A 25,228-nucleotide genomic window follows, 5' to 3' on the forward strand; every position below is an offset into this window, starting at 1 on the left:
GGCGGCACCGCTACAACCACACCCGCCCGCATCGCGCCCTCGGCGGCCTTCCGCCGGTTCGCTTCGCGATGGCACACTCACCCACTGCCTCTAGTTCTGGCTGACTCGAAAGAACGAGGACGCTTCATCATGGCTCATCGCTCCTGGCTCGTCGCGACAGCGAGAGCGAGCATCCCCACGCGCTGCGCGGCCCCCGGCTTCTCCTGCAGCCGTCGTATCAGCCACTGCCCGTAACTTCCGCAGGCCGGGCAGCGAACTCCTCGATACGAGCAGTTCGTCTTCAGCACGCCGACGTGCCCGGCACCCACGGAGGAAGCAAGCGTGGCAACCAGTACATGCCCGAGTCCGACGATCCGACTGGTCCAGTCGATCCTGCAGGGCCTCGTCGCCCTCGTCTTCCTTGCCGCAGGGATCCTGAACCTGATGGGGATCATGACCGAGCAGCTGATGCGGCTCGGCTATCCCGGCCATTTCGCGACCATCATCGGCGTCGCGTTCATCACCGGAGTGATCTGCCTTTACCAGACACGCTTCGTCTTCCTGCAGGACTGGGCGTTCGGCGCCATGGCGGCCACGCTCGTAGGTGCCGCGGCGACGCATCTCCTCATCGGCGATCCAGCCGCCAAAGCGGCGCCGGCGATCGTGACCCTGGCCGTGCTCCTGGTCGCCCATTCCCTGCGCGGCGGGCCGCGACCTCCGCGTCGCCAGGCGCGTCCAGGCTAGGCCGCACCGCCGGCGGCGTTGTCGAAGCACGGCTGCATGCCTGAACGCCCGGCTGGCGAACGGTCCGTGCGACCTCGCCCCAAAAGCGGGCCTCACGCTGGGCTGGGCGTGCGGGAACTCATGTCACGGGCCGATCGCGGAGCAATTGCCGGTCATCCGACCGATGCCGCAGGTAATGGATACGCGAAGTGCAGCGATCGGCGGTGTCTGGCGGAGAGGGTGGGATTCGAACCCACGGTGGGCGTGAACCCACGGCAGTTTTCAAGACTGCTGCCTTAAACCGCTCGGCCACCTCTCCGGGACCTGGATTGTCGCACGCGCCACCGCCATCCGCTGCCGCGGCGTGCGTCGTCAGCCGCGAGCGATCGCGCCGACGCTGCCGTTGCCGGCCGGCATCTGCCCGGCGCGGTGCCGCGAGCAGTCCAGGCGCGAGGCCTCGATCAGGGGCGGCAGGCGTTCGGCCAGGAAATCGATGAACAGCCGCACCGCCGGCAGCAGGCCGCGGCGCGACGGGAACACCGCGTGGCAGATGCCCTGCGGCAGGTTCCACTGCGGCAGCACCACCTCGAGCGTGCCGTTGCGCACGTCGTCGGCGCACATGGTCTCGGGCAGCAGGGTGATGCCCAGGCCCTGGATCGCGGCCTCGCGCAGCAGCGGGAAGTCCGAGCCCATGAGGCGCGGCTGCAGGTCGACGCGGGTCACGCTGCCGTCCGGCCCGTGCAGGTCCCAGCGCTGGCGACTCTCCTCCTCGCTCATGCTGAGCGTCACGTGCTGGGCGAGATCGCCGGGCGCGGCCGGGCGGCCGGCGCGGTCGAGGTAGGCGGGGCTGGCGACCAAGAGCTCCTGGATGTGGCCGAAGCTGCGCATCACCAGGCTGCCGTCGTCGTTGAGGTGGCTGCGCACGCGCAGGGCGACGTCGAAGCCCTCGTTGATCACGTCGACGCGGCGGTTGCTCACCACCATCTGCAGGCGCACCTGCGGATGCATGGTGAGGAAGTCCGGTACCAGCCTGGCCATCTGCGTCTGCGCCAGGCCCACCGGCGCGCTGACCTTGACCAGGCCGCGCGGCTCCGCGCTCAGGCGGTCGACCACCTCGCGCGCCGACTGCGCCTCGGCGAGCATCGCCTGCGCGTGCCGGTAGACGCTCTGGCCGACGTCGGTGACCGCGAAGCGCCGGGTCGAGCGCTGCAGCAGGCGCACGCCGAGGCCGCTCTCGAGCTGCGCGATGCGCCGCGACAGCCGCGACTTCGGAATGCCCAGCGCTCGCTCGGCGGCGGCGAAGCCGTTGTGCTCCACCACCATCGCGAAGTAATAGAGGTCGTTGAGATCCTGCATGGTCCTTCCGGGCGGCCCACCCCTCGAGGGCGATGCCGCATGCTAGCGCGCTTCGTGCATGTGACGCAGGTCCCGAAGCGGGATCCGCCGCGCGATGCGCACGAACGTCCCGGCCGGGCGCCTCAGCCGATCCGGTCGGCGCCGCCCAGGTAGGGCCGCAGCGCCGCGGGGATCGCGATCGAACCATCGGCCTGCTGGTGGTTCTCCATCACCGCCACCAGGGCCCGGCCCACCGCTACGCCGGAGCCGTTGAGCGTGTGCAGCGGCTCGGGCTTGCCGGTGGCGGGATTGCGCCAGCGCGCCTGCATGCGCCGTGCCTGGAAGGCATCGCAGTTGGAGATCGAGGAGATCTCGCGGTAGGCGTTCTGCCCCGGCAGCCAGACCTCGAGATCGTAGGTGCGCGAGGCCGAGAAGCCCATGTCGCCACTGCACAGCAGCATGCGGCGGTACGGCAGCTCCAGCCGTTCCAGCACGATCTCGGCGTGCCGCGTCATGCGCTCGTGGACGTCGCCCGACTCGGCCGGCCGCGCGACCGCGACCAGCTCCACCTTCTCGAACTGGTGCTGGCGGATCATGCCGCGCACGTCGCGCCCGTAGCTGCCGGCCTCGGCGCGGAAGCACATCGAGTGCGCGGTCAGGAGCATCGGCAGCGCCGCGTCCTCGACGATGTCGCCACGCACCAGATTGGTGAGCGCGACCTCGGCGGTCGGAATCAGGTAGCGGCGGCTGTCGCCGACCTGGGTGGCGAACAGGTCGTCCTCGAACTTGGGCAGCTGCCCGGTGCCCTGCATCGATTCGGCGTTGACGATCAGCGGCACGCTGCACTCGTCGTAGCCGTGCTCGCCGGTGTGCAGGTCGATCATGAACTGCGCCAGCGCGCGGTGCAGGCGCGCCAGCGCACCGCGCAGCACGGTGAAGCGCGCACCAGACAGCTTGGCGCCGGCCTCGGCGTCGAGCCAGCCGTCGCGCTGGCCGAGCTCGACGTGGTCCTTCGGCGCGAAGTCGAAGCTGCGCGGCGTGCCCCAGCGATGCTGCTCGACGTTGTCGTTCTCGTCCCGCCCCTGCGGCACGTCGTCCTGCGGCAGGTTGGGGATGCCGAGCATCAGCGCCTCGAGCTCCCCGCGCAGCGCGTCCAGGCGCGCCTCGGACTGCTTCAGCTCGTCGCCGATCCCGGCGACCTCGGCCAGCAGAGGCGCCGCGTCCTCGCCGCGCGCCTTGGCCTGGCCGATCGCCTTGGAGCGCGTGTTGCGCAGGTTCTGCAGCTCCTGGGTGCGCGTCTGCAGGCGCTTGCGCTCGGCGTCGAGCGCGCCGAGGGCCTCGACGTCGAGCGCGTAGCCGCGCCGGGAGCGCAGACGCTCGGCGGTCGCGGCGAGGTCGGCGCGCAACAGGGCGGGATCGAGCATGGGAGGGGTCCGGCGATGGCGAAGCCCGCGATTATCGCGGCGCCCGCCCGGCGCCGGCAAACGCGCCTGCCGCGGCGATTGCCCCGGCACGCGCACGCACGTACCGTCGTCGCCCCCGCAGGAGCCCGCCATGCCACGCACCCGCACGCGCACCTCGCGCACTCCGTCCGATGGCCGCCGCAGCACCAGGTCCGATGCCCGTCCCGGCCTGGCCACGCGGCTCGGCCTGGACCGGCCGGGTCGCGCCGCGGTCGTGTTCGCGCTGGCCTTCGTCCTCGGTCTCGTCCTTGCGGCGGCCTGGGTCGCGACGCTGCCGGACGTGGAGACGGTGGCGCCGGTCGCCGAGGCCCCGGACGGGCTGGAGACCGCGCCGGTGTCGGCCGCGGACAGCGAGCCCTTGCCGGCGCCCGCGGCGGACCCGGCGCCGGCGCCCGAGCCGCGCCGACAGGCTTCGCAGCCGGCCCCTGCTCCGCCGCCGCCCCGCGAGCCCGTGCGCGACGACGGCTTCGACCCCGGCGAATGGCAGCGCGTCTCCCCGGCGCCGCAGCCCACGGCACCCACGCCCGGCGGCCCGCCTGCGCCCGAGCCGGGCGCGGCCGCGACGCCCGGCATCGACCAGCCGGCACGCCCGCTCGCCGAGGCCTCGGCGGCGCCGCGCTACCCGGCGCGCGCGGTGCGCCGCCGCGAGCAGGGCGAGGTCCTGCTCGCGGTGGACGTCGATGCACGCGGCTATCCGAGCGGGGTCAGCGTCGCGCGCAGCAGCGGCTCGCGCGACCTCGACCAGGCCGCGCTGGAGGCGGTGCGTGGCTGGCGCTTCGAGCCGGCGCGCTACCAGGGACGCCCGGTGGCGAGCCGCCTGCAGGTGCCGCTGTCGTTCTCGCTCGAATAGAGCGGGCGCTCAGCCGGCGGCGAGCGCCATCCCGGCCGAGCGCGCCAGCGCCTCGAATCCCGGGAACGAGGTGGCGACATTCGCGCAGTCGCGGATCGCCACCGGCCCCGAGGCGACCTGCCCCGCCACCGCCAGGCTCATCGCCAGGCGGTGGTCGCCGAGGCTGTCGACCTCGCCGCCGTGCAGCGGTCCGCCGTCGATGCGCGCGCCGTCCGGCGTCTCCTCGACCGCCGCGCCGAGGGCGCGCAGCGCACGCGCCATGCCGCCGAGACGGTCGGATTCCTTGACCCGCAGCTCCTCGGCGCCGCGCACCACGGTGCGTCCGCGCGCCGCCGCGGCGGCGACGAACAGCGCCGGGAACTCGTCGATCATGTCCGGCACCAGCGCCTCCGGCACCTCGATGCCGTGCAGCGGCGCATGGCGCACGCGCAGGTCGGCGACCGGCTCGCCGCCGGACGCGCGGGCGTTGGCTTCGACGATGTCGGCGCCCATCGCGCGCAGCGCCGCGAGCAGGCCGGTGCGGCGCGGATTCATGCCGACCGCCTGCAGGGTCAGGTCCGAGCCGGGCACGATGCTCGCGGCGACCAGGAAGAACGCGGCGGAGGAGAAATCCGCAGGCACCTCGACCTCGATGCCCCGCAGGCGCTGGCCGCCCGCCACGCGCGCATGGCCGGGCGCGAACTCGATCGGCCAGCCGAAGGCCTGCAGCATGCGCTCGGTGTAGTCGCGGGTCGGCACCGGCTCAGTCACCTCGGTGGTGCCGTCGGCGTACAGCCCCGCCAGCAGCACCGCCGACTTGATCTGGGCGCTCGCCACCGGCGGCATGTAGCGGATGCCCGTGAGCGTGGCGCCGCCATGCAGGCGCAGCGGCGGCGTGCCGTCGGCACTGGCGTCGATGCGCGCGCCCATCGCCTGCAGCGGCTCGATCACCCGGCGCATCGGACGGCGGCTGAGCGAGGCGTCGCCGACGAGCGTGCAGTCGAGGCCGTGGCCGGCGAACAGCCCGGTCAGCAGGCGCATGGCGGTGCCGGCGTTGCCGCAATCCAGCGGCTCCGCCGCGGCACGCAGTCCGTGCAGGCCGACGCCGTGGATCAGGCGCTCGCCCTCGCGCGGCGTCTCGATGCGCACGCCGAGCCGGGCCATGATCCGCGCCGTCGCGCGCGTGTCCTCGCCTTCCAGGAAGCCGCGGACATGGGTCGTCCCCTCGGCGATCGCGCCGAGCATCACCGCGCGGTGCGACACCGACTTGTCGCCCGGCACCGCCAGCCGCCCCGTCAGCGGACCTGCGGCGCCCGCGGTCCAGTCCAGTCTCGCCTCGCCGCTCACTGCAGCACCTCGTCCAGGATGGTCAGAAGGCGCCGGTTCTCGTCGCGCGTGCCGATGCTGATGCGCAGGCAGGTCGGCAGACCGTAGCCCCCGACCGGACGCACCACCACCCCGCGCGCGACCAGGCGCGCCTCGAGGTCCGCCGCGTCGCGGCCGAAGTCGACCAGCAGGAAGTTGGTCTGCGACGGCGCGACCCGCAGCCCGCGCGCGGCCAGGGCGCCCGCCAGCGCCTCGCGCTGCTCGGCATTGCGTTCCCGGACCCAGGCCAGGTGCTCGGCATCGCCCAGCGCGGCGGCGGCCGCGGCGAGCGCCGGCGTGTTGACGTTGAAGCTCTCGCGCAGGCGGTCGAGCACCGCCGCCAGCTGCGGATGCGCGAGCGCGTAGCCGACGCGCAGGCCGGCGAGCGCGTAGGCCTTGGAGAAGGTGCGCGTCACCACCAGGTTCGCGTGGTCCGCCAGCAGCGTCAGCGCGCTGCCCGCCTCCGCCGCGGTGACGAATTCCGCGTACGCCTCGTCGACCACCACCAGGACGTCGTCCGCGACCCGCCGCAGCAGCGCGCGCAGGGCGTCGAGCGGAAACCAGGTGCCGGTCGGATTGTTGGGATTGGCAAGGTAGACGATGCGGGTGGCCGGCGTCAGCGCGGCCGCGATGGCGTCGAGGTCGTGACCGCGCGGCATCGCGTGGCCGGCCGGCAGCGCCTCGGCCAGGCGGAGCGTGGCGCCGGCCGCCTGCGCGGCAAGCGCGTAGACGGCAAAGCCGTAGCGCGAGGCCACCACCTCCAGGCCGGGCGCGGCGAAGGCCTGCGCCAGCAGCATCAGCAGCTCGTGCGAACCGTTGCCGAGCACGATCGCCGCGCGCTCCACGCCGTGGTGCGCGGCCAGCGCGTCCTTGAGCGCGGCGCCGGTGGGGTCCGGGTAGCGGTGCAGCGTGTTGAGCACGTCGAGCACGGCCCGCCGCGCCGCCGGCGAGGGCCCGTAGGCGTTCTCGTTGGCGCCGAGTTCGACCAGTTCGGTCGCCGCGAAGCGCGCGCGCAGCGCCACCAGGTCGTGGCCCGGATCGTAGGCGCGCAGCGCGCGCACGGCCGGCGTCGCCAGCCGCTCGAACAGCCCCTGTGGATCGCTCACGGCACCGCGACCGGATACGAGCCCAGCACCTTGATCTGCGCCGCGTGCGCCTCGAGCTCGGCCAGCGCCGCCTTCATCGCGGCGTCCTCGACGTGGCCGGCGAGGTCGATGAAGAAGCCGTACTCCCACTTCGCCTGGTGCGAGGGACGCGACTCGATGCGGTTCATGCTGATGCCGTGCCGCGCGAACGGGCTGAGCACGTCGAACAGCGCGCCCGGCTTGTCGCGGATGAACACCAGCACCGAGGTGCGGTCGTGCCCGGAGGTCGGAAAGATGCGGCGGCCGATCACCAGGAAGCGCGTGGTGTTGTCGGCGTCGTCCTCGATCGAGCGGGTGGTGACCTTCTTGAGTCCGTAGACGTGGCCGGCGCTCTCGCCGCCGATCGCCGCGGCGTCGTCGGCGTTGCGGGCGCGGCGCGCACCCTCGGCATTGCTCGACACCGGCACCTTCTCGACCCCGGCCAGGTTGGCGCGCAGCCAGCCCGCGGTCTGCGCGAAGGACTGCGGATGCGCGTAGATGCGCTCGATGTCCTCGATGCGGCCGGAGCGCGAGAGCAGGTACTGGTGCACCCGCAGTTCGACCTCGCCGCAGATCTTGAGGCTGGAGGTCAGGAACATGTCGAGGGTGACCTGGATGGTGCCCTGCCCCGAGTTCTCGACCGGCACCACGCCGAAGTCGGCATTGCCGGCCTCGACCTCCTGGAATACCTCCTCGATGCTCGCCATCGGCAGCCCGTGCGCCGAACGGCCGAAGTGCCTGAGCACCGCCTGCTGGCTGAACGTACCCTCGGGACCGAGGTAGCCGATCTTGAGCGGCTCCTGCTGGGCGAGGCAGGCCGACATGATCTCGCGGAAGACGTGCACCAGCACCTCGTCCGAGAGCGGGCCCTCGTTGCGGTCGACCACCATGCGCAGCACCTGCGCCTCGCGCTCGGGCCGGTAATAGTCGATCGCGGCGGCCAGCTTGCCCTTGGCCTTGCCGACCTGCAGCGCGAAGCCCGCGCGCTCGGCGATCAGCGCCTGGATCTGCCGATCGATGGCATCGATGCGCGCACGCACCTCGCCCAGGTCCGGCTTGCCCGCCTTCTCCGGCGGCTTGCCGCCGGCCTTCTTCGCTCCCGCCATCAACCGTTCCTCGCCTGGAAATCGCGCATGAATCCGATGAGCGCCTCGACCCCGGCCTCCGGCATCGCGTTGTAGATCGACGCACGCAGTCCGCCCACCGCCTTGTGTCCCTTGAGCGCCATCAGTCCGGCTGCGTCGGCTTCGGCGAGGAAGCGCGCATGCAGGGCGTCGTCGTGGATCACGAACGGCACGTTCATCCACGAGCGCACCGCCGGGTCCACCGGATTGCGGTAGAAGCCGCCGCTGCCGTCGATCGCGGCGTAGAGCGCGCCGGCCTTGCGCGCATTGCGCTCGCCGATCGCAGCCAGCCCGCCCTGCTCGAGCAGCCACGCGAACACCAGCCGCGCGAGATAGATCGAGAACGTCGCCGGCGTGTTGAGCATCGAGTGCTGCGCGGCCTGCTGCGCATAGCTCAGGATGTTGGCGCGCGGCTGGCCCGCGCGCTCGAGCAGGTCGCGGCGCACGATCATCACCACCAGGCCGGCCGGACCGATGTTCTTCTGCGCGCCGGCGTAGATCAGGCCGTAGCGCGACACGTCGATCGGTCGCGACAGCAGGGTCGAGGAGAAGTCCGATACCAGCGGCGCCGGCAGGTCCCGCGGCGCGTCCTGGAACTCGACGCCGTGGATGGTCTCGTTCTGGCAGATGTGGACGTAGGCCGCGTCCGCGGACAGACGCCACTGCGGACGGTCGGGGATGCGGGTGTAGATGCCGGCGTCGGCGGCGACGCGGGCGTCGACGTAGCTGCCGGCCTCGGCCACGGCCTTGGCGCTCCAGTGCCCGGTCACCACGTGGTCGGCGGCCTGGCCCGGCGCGGCGAGGTTCATCGGGAGCAGCGCGAACTGCTGCGTCGCGCCGCCCTGCAGGAACAGCACCGCGTAGTCGTCGGACACCGCGAGCAGCTTGCGCAGGTCGCGCTCGGCCTCGGCGGCCAGCGCCTCGAACGCGGCCCCGCGGTGGCTCACCTCCATCACCGAGGCGCGCACCCCGTTCCACTCCAGCAGCTCGGCCTGGGCCTGGCGCAACACCGCCTCGGGAAGAGCGGCGGGGCCGGCGCTGAAGTTGTAGGCACGCGTCATCGCGCAGATCCGCTGAGATCGAGCCGGCAAGGCTAGCATCGGCTCCCGACGGCGGGGAGCGTGCAGACGGAACGCTGCCGACGCGGACCGTCCAGCGCGGACACGACGCCGGCCCTACGGCGGGTGCCCGCGCAGGATCGAACGCCACAGCCACTTCTCGCCGCGCGCCACCGGCAGGCCGCCGTGCACCGACGCCGGATCCTGACGCCCGTCCGGCGTCATGTCGTAGTGCAGGACGCCCATGCCGCGCTCGCCGCGCAGCCGGATGCCGGCGTGGGGGTAGACGATCTCGCCGCCGGTCGCCGGCGGCCGCAGGTACAGCAGGAAGGTCGCGACCCGCCGTCCGCCCGGTCCGGAGCGCGGCGCCCGGCTCTGCGCGAGCTGCTGATCCGCGGGAACCTCCGCAAGCGGCCGATACTGTTCTCCCGGCTCGAAACGCAGCACCGACCACGCATCGGGCACGTGGCCCGGTGCCCCTGCCCCGGTCACCGCCGCCAGCCGCCCTTCGAGGACGCGCATGACGACGTCGGACTGCATCGGCTCCACCGCGAACTCGCTGCCGCTGGACCAGGCGCGCGTGCCGTCGGCCCGCATCGCGGCGCGACGTTCGTCCATTGCCGCACCCCACTTGAACATCAGGTAGCTGCATTCCTCGCGGGTGGCGAAGTCGTCGATCACCGCGACCCGCGGCGCCTGCGCCAGCCAGCGCAGCCGCGGGGCGGGCGGATCCGGGACCGGCGTGCACGACGGCATCAGGCCGAGCCGCCCCGCGCCGTTGATGCGCAGCGACGGGTGACCGATCGACGCCAGATGCGCCTCGAGCCGTGGCACCTGCGGATGGACCCGCCCGGTGGCGGGCAAGGCGTGCTGGTGCAGCCTGTCGAGCAGCGGAAACACCGCGGTCAGGTTCGCCTTCAGGGCGAGGTACCAGCGCTCGACGCCATCGGCGCGGGCGTCGGCCGGAGCGAGCGCCGCGGCCGCTTCCCGGGCGTCGGGCACCCCCGCGTCCGCAGCGCGCCGCAGCAGCGCGCAGCCGAAGACGAGGTCGCGTTCGACGCCCAGCCCGGCGACGAAGCGCAGGCCGAGGGAGTAGTAGGCCGGGGGATAGCCGAGGGCGCAGGCACGGGCGAAGGCCGTGGCCGCTGAATGCTGCGGGCTCGCCGCTTCGGGTTGTGCCGACAGGTAGCCGACATCCCAGGCCGCCTGCGGAAACCCTGCATCCGCCAGCCGCTGCCGGAGTTCCAGCGCGCGGCGCGGCGAGCGGGGCACGCCGAGGCCGGCCAGGGCGAGGTCGGCGAGCCGGTCGATCGCCGCGGGCACTCCGGCGCCCGCGGCCCGCTCCAGCCAATGTGCGGCATGCGCATATGCGCCTGTCCGCACCGCGGCCTGCAGATGGTAGGCGCCGAGCATCCACTGCGCCTCGCCGGCGTGCTCCTCCCCGGCGATCGCGCGCAGCAAGGCCAGGCCGCGTTCGTGCTCGACCGTACCCTGGTGGTGACGCGCGAGCAGGCGTTCGGCCAGCGCCAGCGGAGCCTCCGCCCCGCCCGCGGTGACCACCCGTGCGCGGCCGGCCGCGCCGGCGACGTCCGCGTTCGCCATCCGATCCCCCCGATCGTGAGACGGCGGCCATCATCCCCGCTGCCGCGCGCGGCAACAGAGAACGGAACTGCAGAAACGAAAACGCCGGGCGGAAGCCGCCCGGCGTTCTCGATCAGGATGTCAGCGACGCTTAGAGCGGCTGGACCTGGTCAGCCTGCAGGCCCTTCTGGCCCTGGGTGACGATGAAGCTGACCTTCTGGCCTTCCTGCAGCGACTTGAAGCCGGTGCCCTGGATGGCGCGGAAGTGGACGAACACGTCCTCGCCGCCCTCGCGGCTGATGAAACCGAAACCCTTGGCGTCGTTGAACCACTTGACGGTGCCGACCTGACGATCCGACATGACTTACTCCAGATAGTGCGATTGAAAGAAATCCACGGAACGAAAGCCACTTCCGGACCGGGACTGAGATTGCAGGGAGTAAACGAGGCGGTAAATGAAGCGGATCGCTGATCGACCAGCCAGGCCACAGTTCATCGTGACCCATGCAAACGCAGTGCGGCATACGATACGCACAATTCCCGAGGAAAACGAGCCCGCCGCCGACGCTCCGTTCCCGGAGCGGCCAGACAGGCCGCCGGGCGCCGCCACGGCGCCCTCCGCCGCCCTTCGGAGCACCCGATGCCCCCACCCGAGCGCCCGCTGATCGTCTTCGTCCACGGCTGGGGCGCGACCAGCACGCGCAGCTACGGCGGCCTGCCGGACGCCGTCCTCGCCCAGATCCGGGCCGGGCGCATCGACGCCGACATCGCCCACCTCTGGCTCGGCCGCTACGTGAGCTTCCGCGACGAGGTGCGCATGGACGACCTCGCTCGCGGCTTCGACGCGGCCCTGGCGGAACTGCTGGCGGAGGCCGGCCCCGGGCGTCGGGTGGCCTGCATCGCCCACTCCACCGGCGGCGTGGTCGTGCGCGAATGGCTCGCCCGCTACTACCCCACGCCGGCGGACCGTGCACGCTGCGCCCTGGGTCACCTGGTGATGCTCGCTCCGCCCAACGCCGGCTCGGCGCTGGCCCAGCTGGGGCAGTCGCGGCTGGCCGGACTGCGCGCCTGGTTCGGGGGCGTGGAGCCGGGACGCTGCCTGCTGGACTGGCTCGAGCTCGGCAGCGACGCCAGCTACCGGCTCGCCCACGGGTGGATCACCGGACCGCACGCGGCGGGCGATGGTCCGCCGTTCCAGTTCGTGCTGTGCGGCGATGCCATCGACCGCCGCCTCTACGACCACGTCAACGCCTACACCGGGGAGATCGGCAGCGACGGCGTGGTCAGGCTGGCCGCGGCCCACCTGGACGCGCACTACCTGCAGCTGCGCCAGCCGCCGGCGGCGGACGCCGCCTCCGCCCGTACGCAGCGCGCAGTCGCGCTGCAGGAGCAGGCGCGCCATCGCAGTCAGGGCGCCGCCTTCCGCATCCTGCCGCGCGTCGCGCACTCCGGGAGCGCGATGGGCATCATGGCGAGCGTCGTTCCGCCCGGGGACGACCACCCCACGGTCGCCGCGCTCCTGCGCTGCCTGGCGGTGCGCGACACCGTCGCCTACGCCGAGCTCGCGCGGGCCTTCGCCGCGGAGAACGCGGTGCACCAGGCGCCGGAACTGCGGCTGGAGATCCAGCGCGTGCCGGTCCTGCGCGACCGCGAGTTCATCCACGACCCGCACAGCATGCTGGTGCTGCGCCTGTTCGACGACACCGGGCTCCCTGTCGAGGACGTGGACGTGCTGCTGACCGGCGCCGGCAGCCCCGACCGCCTGCCGCGCGGCTTCATGACCGATCGCCAGGGCAACCGCCTGGCGCCGAACGTGGTCACCTTCTACCTCAACCACGCCGTGCTCGGCGGCGCGCCGCCGGTGCCCCGCCCCGACGGCAGCCTGGCGCGCGCGGCCGCGGCCGCGCGGCGTCCCTACGGCCTGCTGGTGCGGCCGCGCGCCGGCGGCCGCTTCGTCGAGTACCGCGCGGCGTCCACGGCGGCAAGTTTCGACCTGCTCGACGCGCTCGCGCCGAACCAGACCACCTGGATCGACATCGTGCTGCACCGGGTCGTGCGGCGCGGCGTGTTCCGCCTGGCGCGCCCCGGCGCCGCGCCGGCCGATTTCCGGAGGGTGGCGCCGGGCGAGGCGATCGACTGAGCGGGGTTCGCTGCTACTCTTCGCGGTCGCATGTCCCCGCCTACCGCCAGTCCCGACGCCGAACGCGAGCTCCGCGAACGCAACCGGCGTTTCTACGACGCCCTGTGGCGCGACGCGCGCCTGGTGATGCCGGAGCGCTTCAACACCTGGCCGCTGGTGGAAAGCCTGCTGCCCGAGCGCCCGCGCCGGCTCGAGGTGGCGCCGGGACTGCGCCCGCGCCTGCCGGTCGCCGACACCCACTTCGCCGACATCAGCCCGCCCGCGCTGGCGGCGCTGGCGGCCGCAGGCGGCCGGGCGGCCTGCGCGCTGGTGTCGCGGCTGCCGTATGCGGACGCCGCCTTCGACCTGGTCGCCGCCATGGACATCGTCGAGCACGTCGACGACGACCTGCCCGCCTTCGCCGAGCTCGCGCGGGTCACCGCGCCCGGAGGGCTGTTCCTGCTGTCGGTGCCGCTGCATCCGCAGGCGTGGACGCCGTTCGACGAGTTCGTCGGTCACCGCCGCCGCTACGAGCCGGAGCGGCTGCTGGCCCTGCTCGCCGCCCACGGCTTCGCGGTCGAGCGCAGCGCGGTGCACGGCATGCAGCCGGCCTCCTCGCGCCTGCTCGACCTCGGCATGTGGTTCCTCACCCACCAGCGCCGGCGCGCCATGTGGTGGTACAACCGCGTGGGCATGCCGCTGTCGGTCCGCTTCCAGGCGCCGCTGGCGGTGCAGGACGGGATGATCGCCACCGCGGGCGTGGACACCGTCCTGCTGGTCTGCCGCCGCACCGCGCCGGACCCGGACGCCGCCATTCCCTCACCTCGCAACGGCCATGGCTGACCTTCCCGCTTCCGACGATGTCATGGCGCAGGCGCGCTCCCGGGACGGGCACGGCGACGCGCCGCCGCTCCCGACGGACGCGCCCGCGCTGGATTTCCGCCTGTTCCTGGATGCCGCGCCGGCGCCCTACGTGGTGCTGTCGGCGGACCCGGCCTTCCGGATCGTGTGGGCGAACCACGCCTACCTCGCGGCCACCGGCAGGCGCCTCGAGGCGATCGCCGGCCGCTCCATGTTCGAGGCCTTCCCGGGCACGCCAGACGAGATCGGCCGCCGCAGCGAGGACGAACTGCGCGCCTCGCTGTCGCGGGTGCTGGCCAGCGGCGAGAGCGACGCGCTGGCGCTGATCCACTATCGCATCGCCCGCGACGCCGATGCCGGCGACTTCGTCGACCGCTACTGGAGCGCGACGCACACCCCCATCCACGACCGGCTCGGCCGGCTGGCCTACATCCTCCAGGTCACCGAGGACGTGACCGACCTGCAGCAGCTCGACGCGCAGCAGGCGGACGCCCACCAGCGCCGGCGCGGCGATGCGATGTTCCGCCGCGCCGAGCAGGTGCAGGCGCATGCCCGGCTGCTGCGCTCGGAGGGCGAGAAGCTGCGGCAGCTGTTCGAGCAGGCGCCCGCCTTCGTCGCCATCCTGTCGGGCCCCGAACACGTCTTCGATCTCGCCAACCGTGCCTACCGCGAGCTGATCGGCGACCGCGACCTGCTCGGCCACCGCGTGCGCGACGCGCTGCCGGAGGCGCTCGAGCAGGGCTTCGTCGGCATCCTCGACCGCGTCTACGCCACCGGCGAGGCCTACGCCGCCAAGGGTGCGGAGCTGGTGCTGCAGGCGGCGGGGCAGGAACCGCACGTCGTCATCATCGACTTCATCTACCACCCGATGGTCGACGCCGGCGGGCGCACCACCGGCGTGTTCGTGGTCGGTAACGACATCACCGGCCACACCCGCGCGCAGCAGGAACTCCAGCACCATCGCGACCGGCTCGAGGACCTGGTGCTGGCCCGCACCCGCGCGCTCGAGGAGAGCGAGGCCGAACGCCGCCAGGCCGAGGCCGCGCTGCGCCACGCGCAGAAGATGGAGGCGATCGGCCAGCTCACCGGCGGCGTCGCCCACGACTTCAACAACCTGCTGCAGGTGATCGGCGGCAACCTACAGCTGCTCCAGCGCAACGTGCACGGGGACCAGGACACCCGGCGCCTGCGCACCGCGATCGACGCGGTCGAGCGCGGCGCCAAGGTCGCCGCGCAGCTGCTGGCCTTCGCCCGCCGCCAGCCGCTGGAGCCGCGCGCGGTGAACCTCGGGCGCCTGGTCCGCGGCATGGACGACCTCCTGCGGCGCGCGCTGGGCGAGGCGGTCGAGCTGGAGACGGTGATCGGCGGCGGCCTGTGGACCACGCTGGCCGATCCGGACCAGGTCGAGAACGCCATCCTCAACCTGGCGGTCAACGCCCGCGACGCGATGAACGGCAGCGGCCGGCTCACGATCGAGGCCGGCAACGCGATGCTCGACGCGACCTATTCGCTCGAGCACGGCGACCTCGAGCCCGGCCAGTACGTGATGCTCGCGGTGTCCGACACCGGCACCGGCATGGACGAGGCCACCCTCGAGCGCGTGTTCGAGCCCTTCTTCTCGACCAAGCCCGAGGGCCGCGGCACCGGCCCCGGGCTCTCGATGGTCTACGGCTTCGTCAAGCAGAGCGGCGGGCACATCAAGATCTACAGCGAGCGCGGCCACGGCACCACGGTCAAGATCTACCTGCCGCGCTCGCTGCTGGCCGAGGAGGTGCGCCCGACGGTCGACACCGGCCCGGTCGAGGGCGGCACCGAGACGGTCCTGGTGGTGGAGGACGATCCGCAGGTCCAGGCGACCGTGGTCGACATGCTCAAGGGCCTGGGCTACCGCGTGCTGCGCGCCTCGGATGCGCAGAGCGCGCTGGCGATCGCCGAGAGCGGCGTGCCGATCGACCTGCTGTTCACCGACGTGGTCATGCCCGGCCCGATCCGTTCGCCCGAACTCGCGCGGCGCGTGCGCGAGCTGCTGCCCGAGGCGGCGGTCCTGTTCACCTCGGGCTATACCGAGAACGCCATCGTCCACGGCGGCCGCCTCGATCCGGGCGTGCAGCTGCTGAGCAAGCCCTACCGGCGCGAGGACCTCGCCCGACGCGTGCGCCGGGTGCTGCGCCAGCGTTCGGGTGCCGACGCGCCGCCCGCCCCGCCGCAGTCGCCGGCGGCGCCGCGCACGCCCCAATCCTTCGATTCCGTGACCGCAGAGACCGGCAGCGCCATGACCGACCCGACCCAGTCCGCAGATCCCGACGCAGCGCCCGCGCGCATCCTCTTCGTCGAGGACAACGCCATGATCCAGATGACCACGGCGGAGATGCTCGAGGCGATGGGCCACCACGTCAGCGCCCACGGCGACGCCGAGAGCGCGCTGCAGGCCATGGCCGCGGACAGCTTCGACGTGCTGTTCACCGACATCGAGCTGCCCGGCATGAACGGCGTCGAGCTCGCCCGCCGCGCGCTCGCCGAGCATCCCGGGCTGGCGGTGATCCTCGCCTCCGGCTACGGCGAATCCAGCGGCGAGCTTCCGCCCGGCAACGTGCGCCACCTGCCCAAGCCCTACGGCATCGACGACATCGAGCGCCTGTTCGGAAGCGTCGCCTCGTGACCGACGCGGCGCTGCGCTTCCTCCAGCTCGACGTCTTCACCGAGCGCGCCGGCGGCGGCAATCCGCTCGGCGTGGTGGTCGGCGCCGATGCCTGGGACGCGGCCGAGATGCAGCGCTTCGCGGCGTGGACGGACCTGGTCGAGACCACCTTCGTGCTCGCGCCGACGGCGGCGGAAGCCAGCTACCGGGTCCGCATCTTCACGCCGTCGAAGGAGATTCCCTTCGCCGGCCATCCCAGCGTCGGCACCGCGCATGCGGTGCTCGAGTGCGGCCTGGCGCAGCCGCGCGACGGCCGCCTGGTCCAGGAGTGCGCCGCGGGCCTGCTTCCGGTGGACGTGGAGCCCGGCGCGCGGCAGCGCCGCCTGTCCGTGCAGGCGCCGCCGGCGCGCGTGGAGCCGGACGACCCGGCCGCGCGCGCGCGCCTGGCCCCGCTGCTGGACGGGCTGGCGCCGGGCGCGCTGCCGCCGGCGCTGGTGGCCGGTGGACGCCGCTGGTGGGTGGTGGAGCTCGCCGAGGAGGCCGCGCTGCGCGCCTGGCGCCCGGACCACGCCGCCATCGCCGCGCTCGCGCAGGCGACCGACACCCTCGGCGTGTGCGTGTTCGCACGCGCGGCCGAGAGCGACTACGACCTCGCCGTGCGCGCCTTCCCCGCCGGCGCGGGCATCGTCGAGGATCCCGCCTCGGGCGCCGCCAACGGCCTGATCGCCGCCTACATCGCCGGCGCCGAGCCCGACGGCCCGCTGGCCCGCGGCTATCGGGTCAGCCAGGGGCGCGAGATCGGCCGCGACGCGCGCATGGAACTGCGGATGGATGCCGGCGTGGTGCGCGTCGGCGGCGCCGTGCAGACCGTGCTCGACGCACGGCTGCACTGGGCCGCCGCGCGGGCCTGAGGCGGGCAGCCGCGCTGCTCAGCCGCGCGCCGGGCGGCGCCGGCGTTCCAGCCACCATGCCAGCGCGGACGCCACCAGCCAGCCGATGAAGAACGGCCACGGCGAGCCGGGCGCGGCCACGCGTGCGCCGTCCGTGCCCACCGCCGCGGCCGCCAGCCGCCGCGTCGCCTCGCCGTCCTGCGCCGCCGCGAGCCCCGGCGCCTCGTCCGCCGGGCGCACGTGGAAGGCGAGCGCCGCGTCCGCGCTGCGTGCCTCGTGCCAGCCGGCGCTGCGCGGCCAGACCGCCGCGCAACCGCGTCCGGCGCGCGGGTCGACGACCAGCGGCTGCGGCTCCGCGCCCGGGGCGCGCACCGATGCATCGGCCGCGACGCCGCACAGCGTCGTGCGCTCGCCGACCCGGCCGCCGTCGCGGAGCACCGGCGGCTGGATCTCGCCGCCGCGCGCCAGCGTGCCCACGACCCGGCTCCACAGGCTGCCGAAGCCGGCGGCATCGCCGCCCAGCGCCATGCGGTAGCTGTCGTCCAGCCACCACAGCGCGAGGCGGCCGCGGCCGCGCGCGCGCCACAGCGCCAGCGGCCGGCCGGCGTCGTCGCGCAGCAGCGGCACCGCATCCGCGGCGGTCACGGCCAGCGGCCGGCGCGAGAACAGCGGCGCAGACGCCGCCGCGCCCGCCTCGGCGGTCTCGCTGGCGCCGGGCAGGCGCACGCCAGCGTCGGCCGCCGGATCCTCCCGCACCTCGAAGCCGAGCTCCGCCAGCGCCGCGCGGTCGGCGGCGTCGAGCGCGCCGGTGATCCGCAGCAGCACGCCGAGCCCCTGCTCCAGCGCGTCGGCCAGCGCCCGGCGCTCGTTCGCGTCGAGGCCGCGCCAGGCGCGTTCGTCGAGGACCAGCAGATCGAGCGCCGCCAGCGCCTCCGGGTCGAGCCCGCCGGAGCCCGTGCCCATCGCCAGGATGCGCCCGAGGCGCATCCGGTTCTGCACGCGCAGGCCGGCGTCGGCCGCCCAGCGCCGCAGGTACTTGAGCTCCGCACCCGGTGCGCCGGCCAGCAGCAGGAGACGCGGCGCGGCGCCGGCGCGCGCCGCCACCGGCACCGCCACGTCCTCGACCGCCGCGCCGTCGGCATCGAGCACGCGCAGCGCGAACGACAGGCGTCCCGGCTGCCGCGCGATGGCATCGAGTGCGAAGCCTCCGTCCGCGCCGGCGGTCGCGCGCGCGACCACGGCACCGGCCGGATCGCGCAGCTCCAGGTGCGCGTCCGCGACACCCTCGACCCGGCCGCGCAGGGTCCAGCGCGCGCCGGCCAGCACCGCATCCGGCGTCGCCAGCGCCACCAGGCCGCGCGGCAGCGGCGCGGGCTCGAACTCGAGCGCCAGGCCGCGTGCGGCGTCGCGATCGCGCGCGGCCAGGCCCTGCCCGACCACGCGCAGCGAGGTGGTACCGGGATGCCGACGCAGGGCGGTGGCGAGATCGGGCACGCGCTCGCCCGCGGCGTCGGGCCCCGCCTCGGGCAGCGCGACGACGCGGTCGGCCGCCTCCACGCCGGCCGCATCCGCGCGCGCGGTCAGCACGGTGAGCCGGCCGGCGACGCGGCTGCCGGGCGGCGGGAACAGCACCAGCCACAGCAGCGCCGCGGCCGTCGCCTGCAGGGCCAGCAGCGCGACCAGCCGCGCACCGCGCGGCGCGTCCGGCGTCGCCGCGTCGCGCGCGCGCCGCAGCAGGCGCAGCGTCGCCGCGAGCACGGCAACGGCGAGCAGGACGGCGACGGTGGTCGGGGCCAGCAGCGATCCGCTCACGGCGCATCCTCCGTCGCTGGCGCCTGCAGCGCCTGCAGGTATCGACCTCCCGCGGCGTCGACCACGGGCCTGGCCGGCGGCGCGGGCACGGCTTCGGGCAGCTCGCGCCACAGCGCGGCCTGCAGGCGCGCGCGGCAGTCCTCGCAGTCGGCTTCGGCGCGCACGGTGTCGATGGCCGCGAGCAGGCCGAGCGGGTCCGACAGCTCGTCGCGATGGGCCATGGTCCACGCCTGTGCGGCCTCCAGCGCCGCCGGCGGCGGCGCCCCCGCGCCCGCATCGAGCGCGCGCCACAGCGCCAGCAGCGCCTCCTGGCCAGTCACCGCAGGGGCCAGCGTATCGGTGCGCGCCGGGCGCGGCTCGACCTCGCCGGTCAGCCGCCGCTCCGGATCGATCGGCGGCAGTTCCAGGCCCACCCGCGCCAGGTAGATGCGGTCGGCCTGCTGCACCTTCTTGACCAGTTCGAGCGCGCGGTGCGCGAACGGCAACGCCGCGTCCGGTTCGCCCTGGCGCAGGTGCAGCTCGGACTGCCACATCTCGCGCAGCGCGGCGCGCAGGATCTCCTTGGTCTCGGGATCGAGCAAGGTCGCGGCCTCGGCATGGTCGTGGGTGTGGCCGAACTCGGCCACCACCGCCGAGCCGTCGCCGAACAGGGCGTCGTCGGCGGCCTGCACGCCGTGCCCGGCGTGGTCGTGCGCCGCAGCGTCCTCGTTCGTGTCCGTCTGGGTTCCGTCGTGGTCGTGGTCGTGATCGTGGGCGTGCGCGTAGGGATGGCTGTCGCCGTATCCGAACGTCCCGGCGCGCTCCTGCCCGTCCTCCGCGCCTTCGGTGGAATCCGCCGCCACCGCGGGCGCGGCGTCGTCCAGGTGCGCGTCGCTGTCGGCGAACAGCGCCATGTTGGCGGCCGGCCGCGCGGCGGGTTCGGGTTCGGGCTCGGGTGCCGCCGCGGGCCGGGCCCGGCCCGCGCCGTGCCCGTGCCCGCCCGCCCCGCCCTCGGCCTCCTCGCCGAGGAACTGGCCGTAGCGCAGGCGCAGCAGGCGCTGGTCGACGCCGATCGCATCGGAACGGGTGACGAAGGTCTCCGCCGCCAGCGCCGCGCGTTCGGCGATGAGCGCCTCGGCATCGATGATGATCTGCCGCTGGCTGCGGAAGTACGCCGGCAGCGTGCGCTGCACCAGGCCCTCCATCGCGCCGGTCTCGCCGGCGGTCGGCGGCGGCCAGCGCAGGATCACCGCCGCGCTGCGCGCGGTCTGCGGCCCCGGCACGCGGTTGTCGGCGACCTCCAGGCGCGCCACCAGGTCGGTGCCGGGGCCGACGCCGAGCGCGTCGAGATCGATCTCGTGCGCGTAGCGGCGCTGGCGTGCGTCGCCCTCGCCCTCGAGCTCGACGACGGTCTCGCTGACCTCGATGACCTCGCCGGTGCCCTGCGCCCGGGTCAGCCGCAGTCGCGCCGCGCCGATGCCGTAGTCGTCGCTGGCCTCGAACTCCAGCGCCCAGCGCTGCTGGTCGGGTTCGGCCAGCACCAGGTTGCGGTCGGGCACGCGCAGGCGGATCTCCGGCGGGCGGTCGTCGACGATGTCGATCCGGTGCAGGCGCGCGTCGTCCGGCGGCGCGCCCTCGACCTCGAGGCGGTACAGCGTGGACGCGGCCGGCGCGAGCTCGGCCCGCCAGACCTCGCCGTCGCGTTCGAGCGGCAGGCGCTCGCCGTCGATGAAGACGAGCGTTGCGCGCGCGGGTCGCGGCGCGAGCGTCAGCGTCCAGGCGAAACGGGTGCCGGCCGGCCCGGTGCTGTCGAGGCCGGCGTCCTCGCGCGGCGGCAGCCCGGTGTACTCCGGCGGCCGCACCGCGATGGTGGCGGCGACCAGGCGCGTGCGCGCGTCGCCCGCGACCGGCGCGGCCGCGTCGTCGCGCCGCAGCGGCAGCGCCTCCGACAGCGCGCCCGGCCACAGCCCCGCCGCGAGCAGCAGGCCGCCGGCCAGCCACGCCGCGCCGATCCAGCGCCACGGCCAGGCCGGCCGCAGGTCGAGCGCGTCGGCGCGGGCGGCGAGCCGGGCCTGCAGGCGTTCGCGCTGCAGGCGCTGCAGCGGATTGAGGCTCGCGGGATCGGTACAGAGGAGCCCGGCGCTGTCGTCGAAGCCGGGATCGGCGGCATCGAGCAGGCGCGCGGTCCGCGCCAGGTCGAGCCGCCGCCGCGCGCGCACGATGCCCAGCGCCAGCACGACCAGGCCGGCGCCGGCGACGGCCCAGCCCCAGGCACCGCCGCGCAGCGCCAGTGCGGTGAGCCCCGCCACCAGCGGCAGCGCGACGAGGACGAGGACCGCCGTCTCGCGGCGGCGCACGCCGTCGCGCAGGCGCTCGAGCTGGCCGTGCGTCATGCCGGCCTCCAGCGCCGCGCCGCGCTCGCCAGCAGTCGTTCGAGCACCAGCACGAGGCCGACCAGAAGCGCCAGCCACGGCTGCAGGGAATGCGGCGCGTCGGCGCGCAGCGAGGCGAGGCCGGCGTCGGGGGCATGCACCGGCGCGAGCCCGGCGGCGCCTGCCAGGCGCGGCGCGGCCGGCGGCTGCAGGAGATCGCGCAGGCGCTCGGGAAAGTCGGGTTCGAGCAGCGCCGGCAGCGCCGCGGGCTCGATCGGATGCAGGATGCGGACGACCCGGCCGCGTCCGCGGCTCCCGATCTCGGCGAGGGCCGCACCCTCGGCGTCGCGCCATGCGACCGCGGCGTCGGCGCCGGCCTCGTCGTCGCCGGCCGACACCTGCAGCAGGGTCCCGCCCCGCTCCACCCACGCCGCGATGTCCGCGCCCGGCGCGTCCCCGCGCAGCCAGACCAGGACCGCGTCGTCGTCCGCGGGCGGCTCCGTGGTGGCCGCGGCCTCGGGGGCGTCGGCGTCCGCGTCCCAGGCCGTAGCCACGGCGCCGAGCACCCGCAGGCGCGGATCCGCCGGATCCTCGACCCGGGCCACCAGCCGCGGCGGCGCGACCTCCGTGCGCTCGACCCCGGACGCGCCGGGCAGCACGTGCCAGTCCACCACCCGGCGCAGCGCCGGACGCGCGCCGTCAGCACCGTCCACGACCTCCGGCACCACGACCGCCAGCGCCGCGTCGGCCGCCAGCCGTGCGTCGAGCTCGCGCAGCAGGCTCGCGGTCGGGCCGGCCGCGGGCGCACCCTCCGCCAGGGGCGGGAAGCCCGGCGCCAGCCAGTGCCATTCGGCGTCGCTGCCGGCGGCGCCGACCGCGTCGCGGGCGGCGGCGGGATCGACGCCCGGCGCCACCGCCACCCACGCGCCGGCGGCCGGCGGCTCGACCAGCGCCGGCCGGGCGAGGAACAGCACCACCAGCGCGACCAGCAGCAGGCGCGCGGCGAGCAGCGCGCGCTCGCGCAGGACCACGCGCCGGCGCGGTCGCTGCCTGGCGCCGAGCCAGCGCAGCGCGGCGAAGTCCACGCGCGTCTCGCGGGTGCGCCGAAGCAGGTGCAGCAGCACCGGGATCGCCAGTGCGGCGAGCCCGGCGAGCGCGGCCGGCAGGAGCAGGGCCGGCATCATCCGCCGCGCCCCGCGCGTCCGAACAGGCGCTGCAGCGGCCCGGCCGGCGGCGCGTCGAGCACGTACTCGACGTGACGCACGCCGGCGGCGGCCAGCCGCGCGGCGAGCGTGCGCCGCGCCGCGGCGAAGGCGTCGAGGAATGCGCGGCGCGAGGCCGCGGCCTCGGTCACCAGCTCGACGCCGGTCTCCGGGTCGCGGAAGCGATGGCCGCCACGGAACGGGAAGTCGCGCTCCTCCGCGGTCAGGATCTGGATGGAAGCGACCTCGCGCCGCGCGGCGGCGAGCCGCTCGAGCAGGCGCACGCCGGCCTCGTCGAAGTGGTCGCCGAGGCTGACCAGCAGGTCGCCCGCGGCGACCCGTTCCCACGCCGGCCGCAGCGCGGCCTCGTCGGGCCAGCTGCCGGCGGCGGTCACGCCGCGCAGGGCGAGCAGGCAGCGGTCGCGCTGGCGCAGGCCGGCACCGGCAGGCACCACATCCAGCGCGCCGCCGGCGACGATCAGCAGGCCGAAGCGGTCGGCCTGGCGCAGCGCCACCTCGACCAGCGCCGCGGCGAACTCCACGGCAGCGGCCAGCCGGCTGCGCTGCGGCCGCGCGGCATCGGCCTGCCCCATCGACGCCGAGGCGTCCACCAGCAGCCACAGCGTCAGCGGGCTCTCGCGCTCGGCCTCGCGCACGAAGTAGCGGTCGGAGCGGCCGTAGAGCTTCCAGTCGATCCGGCGCAGGTCGTCGCCGGGTTCGTAGCCGCGATACTGGGCGAACTCCAGGCCCTCGCCGCGGCTGCGGCTGTGGTGGTGGCCGATGCCCGGCGCGGGCACGGGCCTGCGCGTCGACAGCCGCAGGCTGCCGAGCGCGGCACGCAGGTCGGGCGGGACCAGGTCGACCATCGCCCGCGGCTCAGGCCGCGCCCGCGGCGGTCGCCGCGCGGCCCGCGAAGCCGGAAGCGATCATGCCGCGCACGCTCAGGCCGGGTACGGCACGGCGGCCAGGAGCCTGGCCACCACGTCGTCGGCCGAGACCTGTTCGGCCTCGGCGGCGAAGCCCAGCAGCAAGCGGTGGCGCAGCACCGGCGCGGCCAGCGCCTGCACGTCCTCGCGGGTCGCGGCGAAGCGCCCGTGCAGCAGCGCGCGGGCGCGCGAGGCCAGCATCAGCGCCTGCCCCGCACGCGGGCCGGCGCCCCACTTCACCCAGCTGCGCACCGCCTCGGGGGCGTCGTCGCCGGGCCGCGTCGCACGCACCAGGCGCGTGATCCAGGCCAGCAGCTCGTCGCCGACGTGCACCTGGCGGACCAGGCGCTGCAGCGCGAGCACGTCCTCGCCGCGCATCACCCGCGGCACCTCGGCCATGGCGCTGCCGGTGGTCTGCACCAGGATCGCGCGCTCCTCCGCCTCGCTCGGATAGCCGACGCGGATGTGCAGCAGGAAGCGGTCGAGCTGCGCCTCGGGCAGCGGATAGGTGCCGGCCTGTTCGATCGGGTTCTGCGTGGCCAGCACGAAGAACGGCGCCGGCAGCGGATGGGTGACGCCGGCGTAGCTGACGGTCTTCTCCTGCATCGCCTCCAGCAGCGCGGCCTGGGTCTTGGGCGGCGTGCGGTTGAGCTCGTCGGCGAGCAGCAGGTTGGTGAACACCGGCCCGCGCTGGAACTTGAACACGCGCCGGCCGGTGCCGTGGTCCTCCTCGAGGATCTCGGTGCCGACGATGTCCGACGGCATCAGGTCGGGGGTGAACTGCACGCGGTGGAAGTCGAGCTCCAGCGCCTGCCCGAGCGAACGCACCAGGAGCGTCTTGCCCAGGCCCGGCGCGCCCTCGAGCAGGCAGTGCCCGCCCGCGAGCAGGCCGGTCAGCAGCTGCTCGACGACCTCGTCCTGGCCGACCACCGCGCGCGCGATCGCGGCGCGCAGGTCGGCGAGCGGCGCGAGACGCGCCTGGACGTCGGCTTCGGTGAGGGCGGTGTCGGTCATCGTGGTCCCGGAATGCGATGGATGCGGCGCAGGCCGCGGCGGTGGGGCGCGGCGCGCGCCCGGGTCAGGCCGTCAGCGCGTAGACCGCGATGTTGACGGCGAACTTGGTGTTGTCCTCGGCCAGCCAGCGCTTGTTGCGCCAGTCGTAGTCCCACTCGCAGCCGTAGTCCTTGTTGCTGTAGAGCAGTCCCAGCCGGCCGTCGGTCTCGATGCCCTTGACGTAGTCGTGGACGAGGTCGTCGCCCCAGCCGTTGAGCTCGAACGAGGTCGCCGGCGGGCCGTCGAACTCGAAGAAGCTCGAGTACAGCGCATGGTCGTCGGGAAGCTTCCGCAGCGCGTCGTCGCCGAAGATCGTGGCCATCTCCGCCTCGAAGGACTTCGCGAACAGGCCGTCGATGTCGTGATTGCAGTCGTCGACCAGGACGAAGCCGCCGTTGCGGACGTAGCGCTCGAAGTTGCGGCGCTCGTCCGGGTTGAACTCGACCAGCTTGTGCCCGGCGAGGTAGCAGAACGGCGCGGCCAGCATCGCCGGGTCGGCGAGCGCCAGCACGTGCTCCTTCGGGTCCACCCGCAGCGTGGTGTAGTCGATCAGCGCGGTGATCAGGTTCGAGGGCATGCGCTGGTCGACGTCCCAGTCGCCGGAGTCGTACATCAGCCGGGTGAACCAGAAGTCCCAGGCGCCGTCGGTCACCGCGGGCTGCGCCGCCCGCGCCAGCGAGGGCGCGAGCGCGAGCCCGGCGAGACCGCCGGGAAGCAGCGACAGCAGGCGGCGACGGCTCAGGCCCATGGCGTGATCGGTGCGCGTCCAGGCGGCGCCGGCGGACCGGCGCGCGC

The 25,228-nt window shown here is 74.5% G+C and carries 20 protein-coding genes and 1 tRNA gene; 6 read left to right on the forward strand and 15 right to left on the reverse strand.

Going from position 1 to position 25,228, the window contains the following annotated elements:
• Positions 1 to 321 precede the first annotated feature (321 nt).
• Positions 322 to 723, forward strand: a complete 402-nt coding sequence (locus KB893_RS10030) for a DoxX family protein (RefSeq protein ID WP_211928121.1) — start codon at positions 322 to 324, stop codon at positions 721 to 723.
• Between the two features lie 208 nt (positions 724 to 931).
• Here KB893_RS10030 and KB893_RS10035 read toward each other — a convergent pair.
• The 3 genes from KB893_RS10035 to serS all read right to left on the reverse strand — a co-directional run bounded on the left by KB893_RS10035 (position 932) and on the right by serS (position 3,461).
• Positions 932 to 1,021 (reverse strand) — tRNA-Ser (locus KB893_RS10035).
• Between the two features lie 53 nt (positions 1,022 to 1,074).
• The gene (locus tag KB893_RS10040; RefSeq protein WP_211928120.1) at positions 1,075 to 2,058 is read right to left on the reverse strand and encodes a LysR substrate-binding domain-containing protein; all 984 of its coding nucleotides are present in this window, start codon (positions 2,056 to 2,058) and stop codon (positions 1,075 to 1,077) included.
• Between the two features lie 122 nt (positions 2,059 to 2,180).
• Positions 2,181 to 3,461: a serine--tRNA ligase gene (gene serS / locus KB893_RS10045; protein WP_213173645.1), complete on the reverse strand. Its 1,281-nt coding sequence runs from the start codon at positions 3,459 to 3,461 to the stop codon at positions 2,181 to 2,183.
• A gap of 130 nt (positions 3,462 to 3,591) precedes the next feature.
• Between serS and KB893_RS10050 the strand changes: the two genes are divergently transcribed.
• The gene (locus tag KB893_RS10050) at positions 3,592 to 4,350 is read left to right on the forward strand and encodes an energy transducer TonB (protein ID WP_213173646.1); all 759 of its coding nucleotides are present in this window, start codon (positions 3,592 to 3,594) and stop codon (positions 4,348 to 4,350) included.
• A 9-nt stretch (positions 4,351 to 4,359) separates the two neighbouring features.
• On the opposite strand, the gene aroA is transcribed toward KB893_RS10050, so the two are convergent.
• The 6 genes from aroA to KB893_RS10080 all read right to left on the reverse strand — a co-directional run bounded on the left by aroA (position 4,360) and on the right by KB893_RS10080 (position 10,942).
• Positions 4,360 to 5,676 carry a 3-phosphoshikimate 1-carboxyvinyltransferase gene (gene aroA / locus KB893_RS10055; protein ID WP_211926980.1) on the reverse strand — a complete coding sequence of 439 codons (1,317 nt, stop codon included), beginning with the start codon at positions 5,674 to 5,676 and terminating at the stop codon, positions 4,360 to 4,362.
• Positions 5,673 to 6,800: a histidinol-phosphate transaminase gene (gene hisC / locus KB893_RS10060; protein ID WP_211926981.1), complete on the reverse strand. Its 1,128-nt coding sequence runs from the start codon at positions 6,798 to 6,800 to the stop codon at positions 5,673 to 5,675. Before hisC ends, aroA begins: the two co-directional genes overlap by 4 nt.
• Positions 6,797 to 7,924 carry a prephenate dehydratase gene (pheA, locus tag KB893_RS10065; protein WP_213173647.1) on the reverse strand — a complete coding sequence of 376 codons (1,128 nt, stop codon included), beginning with the start codon at positions 7,922 to 7,924 and terminating at the stop codon, positions 6,797 to 6,799. The genes hisC and pheA overlap by 4 nt, the downstream gene beginning before the upstream one ends.
• On the reverse strand, positions 7,924 to 9,003 hold the full coding sequence (gene serC / locus KB893_RS10070) for a 3-phosphoserine/phosphohydroxythreonine transaminase (protein ID WP_211926983.1): 1,080 nt from the start codon (positions 9,001 to 9,003) through the stop codon (positions 7,924 to 7,926). Before serC ends, pheA begins: the two co-directional genes overlap by 1 nt.
• 114 nt (positions 9,004 to 9,117) lie before the next feature.
• Positions 9,118 to 10,602: an SEL1-like repeat protein gene (locus KB893_RS10075; RefSeq protein WP_211926984.1), complete on the reverse strand. Its 1,485-nt coding sequence runs from the start codon at positions 10,600 to 10,602 to the stop codon at positions 9,118 to 9,120.
• Positions 10,603 to 10,732: 130 nt separating this feature from the next.
• Positions 10,733 to 10,942, reverse strand: coding sequence for a cold-shock protein (locus KB893_RS10080; RefSeq protein ID WP_211926985.1), 210 nt, complete (start codon positions 10,940 to 10,942; stop codon positions 10,733 to 10,735).
• 279 nt (positions 10,943 to 11,221) lie between these two features.
• Here KB893_RS10080 and KB893_RS10085 point away from each other — a divergent pair, with 279 nt between their 5' ends.
• The 4 genes from KB893_RS10085 to KB893_RS10100 are packed head-to-tail and all read left to right on the forward strand — an operon-like array spanning position 11,222 to position 17,110.
• The gene (locus KB893_RS10085; protein ID WP_211926986.1) at positions 11,222 to 12,721 is read left to right on the forward strand and encodes an esterase/lipase family protein; all 1,500 of its coding nucleotides are present in this window, start codon (positions 11,222 to 11,224) and stop codon (positions 12,719 to 12,721) included.
• Between the two features lie 30 nt (positions 12,722 to 12,751).
• Positions 12,752 to 13,543: a methyltransferase domain-containing protein gene (locus KB893_RS10090; protein WP_213173648.1), complete on the forward strand. Its 792-nt coding sequence runs from the start codon at positions 12,752 to 12,754 to the stop codon at positions 13,541 to 13,543.
• Positions 13,536 to 16,220 (forward strand): response regulator, encoded by a 2,685-nt coding sequence (locus KB893_RS10095; RefSeq protein WP_211926988.1) that lies wholly within the window; start codon positions 13,536 to 13,538, stop codon positions 16,218 to 16,220. Before KB893_RS10090 ends, KB893_RS10095 begins: the two co-directional genes overlap by 8 nt.
• Entirely contained in the window at positions 16,217 to 17,110 is an 894-nt protein-coding gene (locus tag KB893_RS10100; protein ID WP_211926989.1) for a PhzF family phenazine biosynthesis protein, read from the forward strand. Before KB893_RS10095 ends, KB893_RS10100 begins: the two co-directional genes overlap by 4 nt.
• Positions 17,111 to 17,128: 18 nt before the next feature.
• Here KB893_RS10100 and KB893_RS10105 read toward each other — a convergent pair whose 3' ends face one another.
• From KB893_RS10105 to KB893_RS10130, 6 genes are all read right to left on the reverse strand, one after another.
• Positions 17,129 to 18,901, reverse strand: coding sequence for a carboxypeptidase regulatory-like domain-containing protein (locus KB893_RS10105; RefSeq protein ID WP_213173649.1), 1,773 nt, complete (start codon positions 18,899 to 18,901; stop codon positions 17,129 to 17,131).
• Complete coding sequence (locus KB893_RS10110; RefSeq protein WP_213173650.1) at positions 18,898 to 21,273, reverse strand: DUF4175 family protein; 2,376 nt, start codon at positions 21,271 to 21,273, stop codon at positions 18,898 to 18,900. The genes KB893_RS10105 and KB893_RS10110 overlap by 4 nt, the downstream gene beginning before the upstream one ends.
• Positions 21,270 to 22,436, reverse strand: coding sequence for a BatA domain-containing protein (locus KB893_RS10115; RefSeq protein ID WP_213173651.1), 1,167 nt, complete (start codon positions 22,434 to 22,436; stop codon positions 21,270 to 21,272). The genes KB893_RS10110 and KB893_RS10115 overlap by 4 nt, the downstream gene beginning before the upstream one ends.
• Positions 22,433 to 23,320 carry a DUF58 domain-containing protein gene (locus tag KB893_RS10120; RefSeq protein ID WP_213173652.1) on the reverse strand — a complete coding sequence of 296 codons (888 nt, stop codon included), beginning with the start codon at positions 23,318 to 23,320 and terminating at the stop codon, positions 22,433 to 22,435. The genes KB893_RS10115 and KB893_RS10120 overlap by 4 nt, the downstream gene beginning before the upstream one ends.
• A gap of 75 nt (positions 23,321 to 23,395) precedes the next feature.
• A complete protein-coding gene (locus tag KB893_RS10125; protein WP_211927463.1) occupies positions 23,396 to 24,394 on the reverse strand; it encodes an AAA family ATPase in 999 nt (332 codons plus the stop codon).
• Between the two features lie 64 nt (positions 24,395 to 24,458).
• Positions 24,459 to 25,181 (reverse strand): DUF4159 domain-containing protein, encoded by a 723-nt coding sequence (locus KB893_RS10130; protein ID WP_211927462.1) that lies wholly within the window; start codon positions 25,179 to 25,181, stop codon positions 24,459 to 24,461.
• Positions 25,182 to 25,228: the final 47 nt, after the last annotated feature.

The sequence above is a fragment of the Coralloluteibacterium stylophorae genome, assembly GCF_018122625.2.
GTDB lineage: Bacteria > Pseudomonadota > Gammaproteobacteria > Xanthomonadales > Xanthomonadaceae > Coralloluteibacterium > Coralloluteibacterium stylophorae.

What these genes read in the sequence shown, in the direction of transcription:
- KB893_RS10040 (WP_211928120.1), bottom strand. Translation starts at nt 2,058, where the DNA reads ATGCAGGATCTCAACGACCTCTATTACTTCGCGATGGTGGTGGAGCAC.
- serS (WP_213173645.1), bottom strand. Translation starts at nt 3,461, where the DNA reads ATGCTCGATCCCGCCCTGTTGCGCGCCGACCTCGCCGCGACCGCCGAG.
- KB893_RS10050 (WP_213173646.1), top strand. Translation starts at nt 3,592, where the DNA reads ATGCCACGCACCCGCACGCGCACCTCGCGCACTCCGTCCGATGGCCGC.
- pheA (WP_213173647.1), bottom strand. Translation starts at nt 7,924, where the DNA reads ATGGCGGGAGCGAAGAAGGCCGGCGGCAAGCCGCCGGAGAAGGCGGGC.
- serC (WP_211926983.1), bottom strand. Translation starts at nt 9,003, where the DNA reads ATGACGCGTGCCTACAACTTCAGCGCCGGCCCCGCCGCTCTTCCCGAG.
- KB893_RS10075 (WP_211926984.1), bottom strand. Translation starts at nt 10,602, where the DNA reads ATGGCGAACGCGGACGTCGCCGGCGCGGCCGGCCGCGCACGGGTGGTC.
- KB893_RS10080 (WP_211926985.1), bottom strand. Translation starts at nt 10,942, where the DNA reads ATGTCGGATCGTCAGGTCGGCACCGTCAAGTGGTTCAACGACGCCAAG.
- KB893_RS10085 (WP_211926986.1), top strand. Translation starts at nt 11,222, where the DNA reads ATGCCCCCACCCGAGCGCCCGCTGATCGTCTTCGTCCACGGCTGGGGC.
- KB893_RS10090 (WP_213173648.1), top strand. Translation starts at nt 12,752, where the DNA reads ATGTCCCCGCCTACCGCCAGTCCCGACGCCGAACGCGAGCTCCGCGAA.
- KB893_RS10095 (WP_211926988.1), top strand. Translation starts at nt 13,536, where the DNA reads ATGGCTGACCTTCCCGCTTCCGACGATGTCATGGCGCAGGCGCGCTCC.
- KB893_RS10110 (WP_213173650.1), bottom strand. Translation starts at nt 21,273, where the DNA reads ATGACGCACGGCCAGCTCGAGCGCCTGCGCGACGGCGTGCGCCGCCGC.
- KB893_RS10115 (WP_213173651.1), bottom strand. Translation starts at nt 22,436, where the DNA reads ATGATGCCGGCCCTGCTCCTGCCGGCCGCGCTCGCCGGGCTCGCCGCA.
- KB893_RS10120 (WP_213173652.1), bottom strand. Translation starts at nt 23,320, where the DNA reads ATGGTCGACCTGGTCCCGCCCGACCTGCGTGCCGCGCTCGGCAGCCTG.
- KB893_RS10125 (WP_211927463.1), bottom strand. Translation starts at nt 24,394, where the DNA reads ATGACCGACACCGCCCTCACCGAAGCCGACGTCCAGGCGCGTCTCGCG.
- KB893_RS10130 (WP_211927462.1), bottom strand. Translation starts at nt 25,181, where the DNA reads ATGGGCCTGAGCCGTCGCCGCCTGCTGTCGCTGCTTCCCGGCGGTCTC.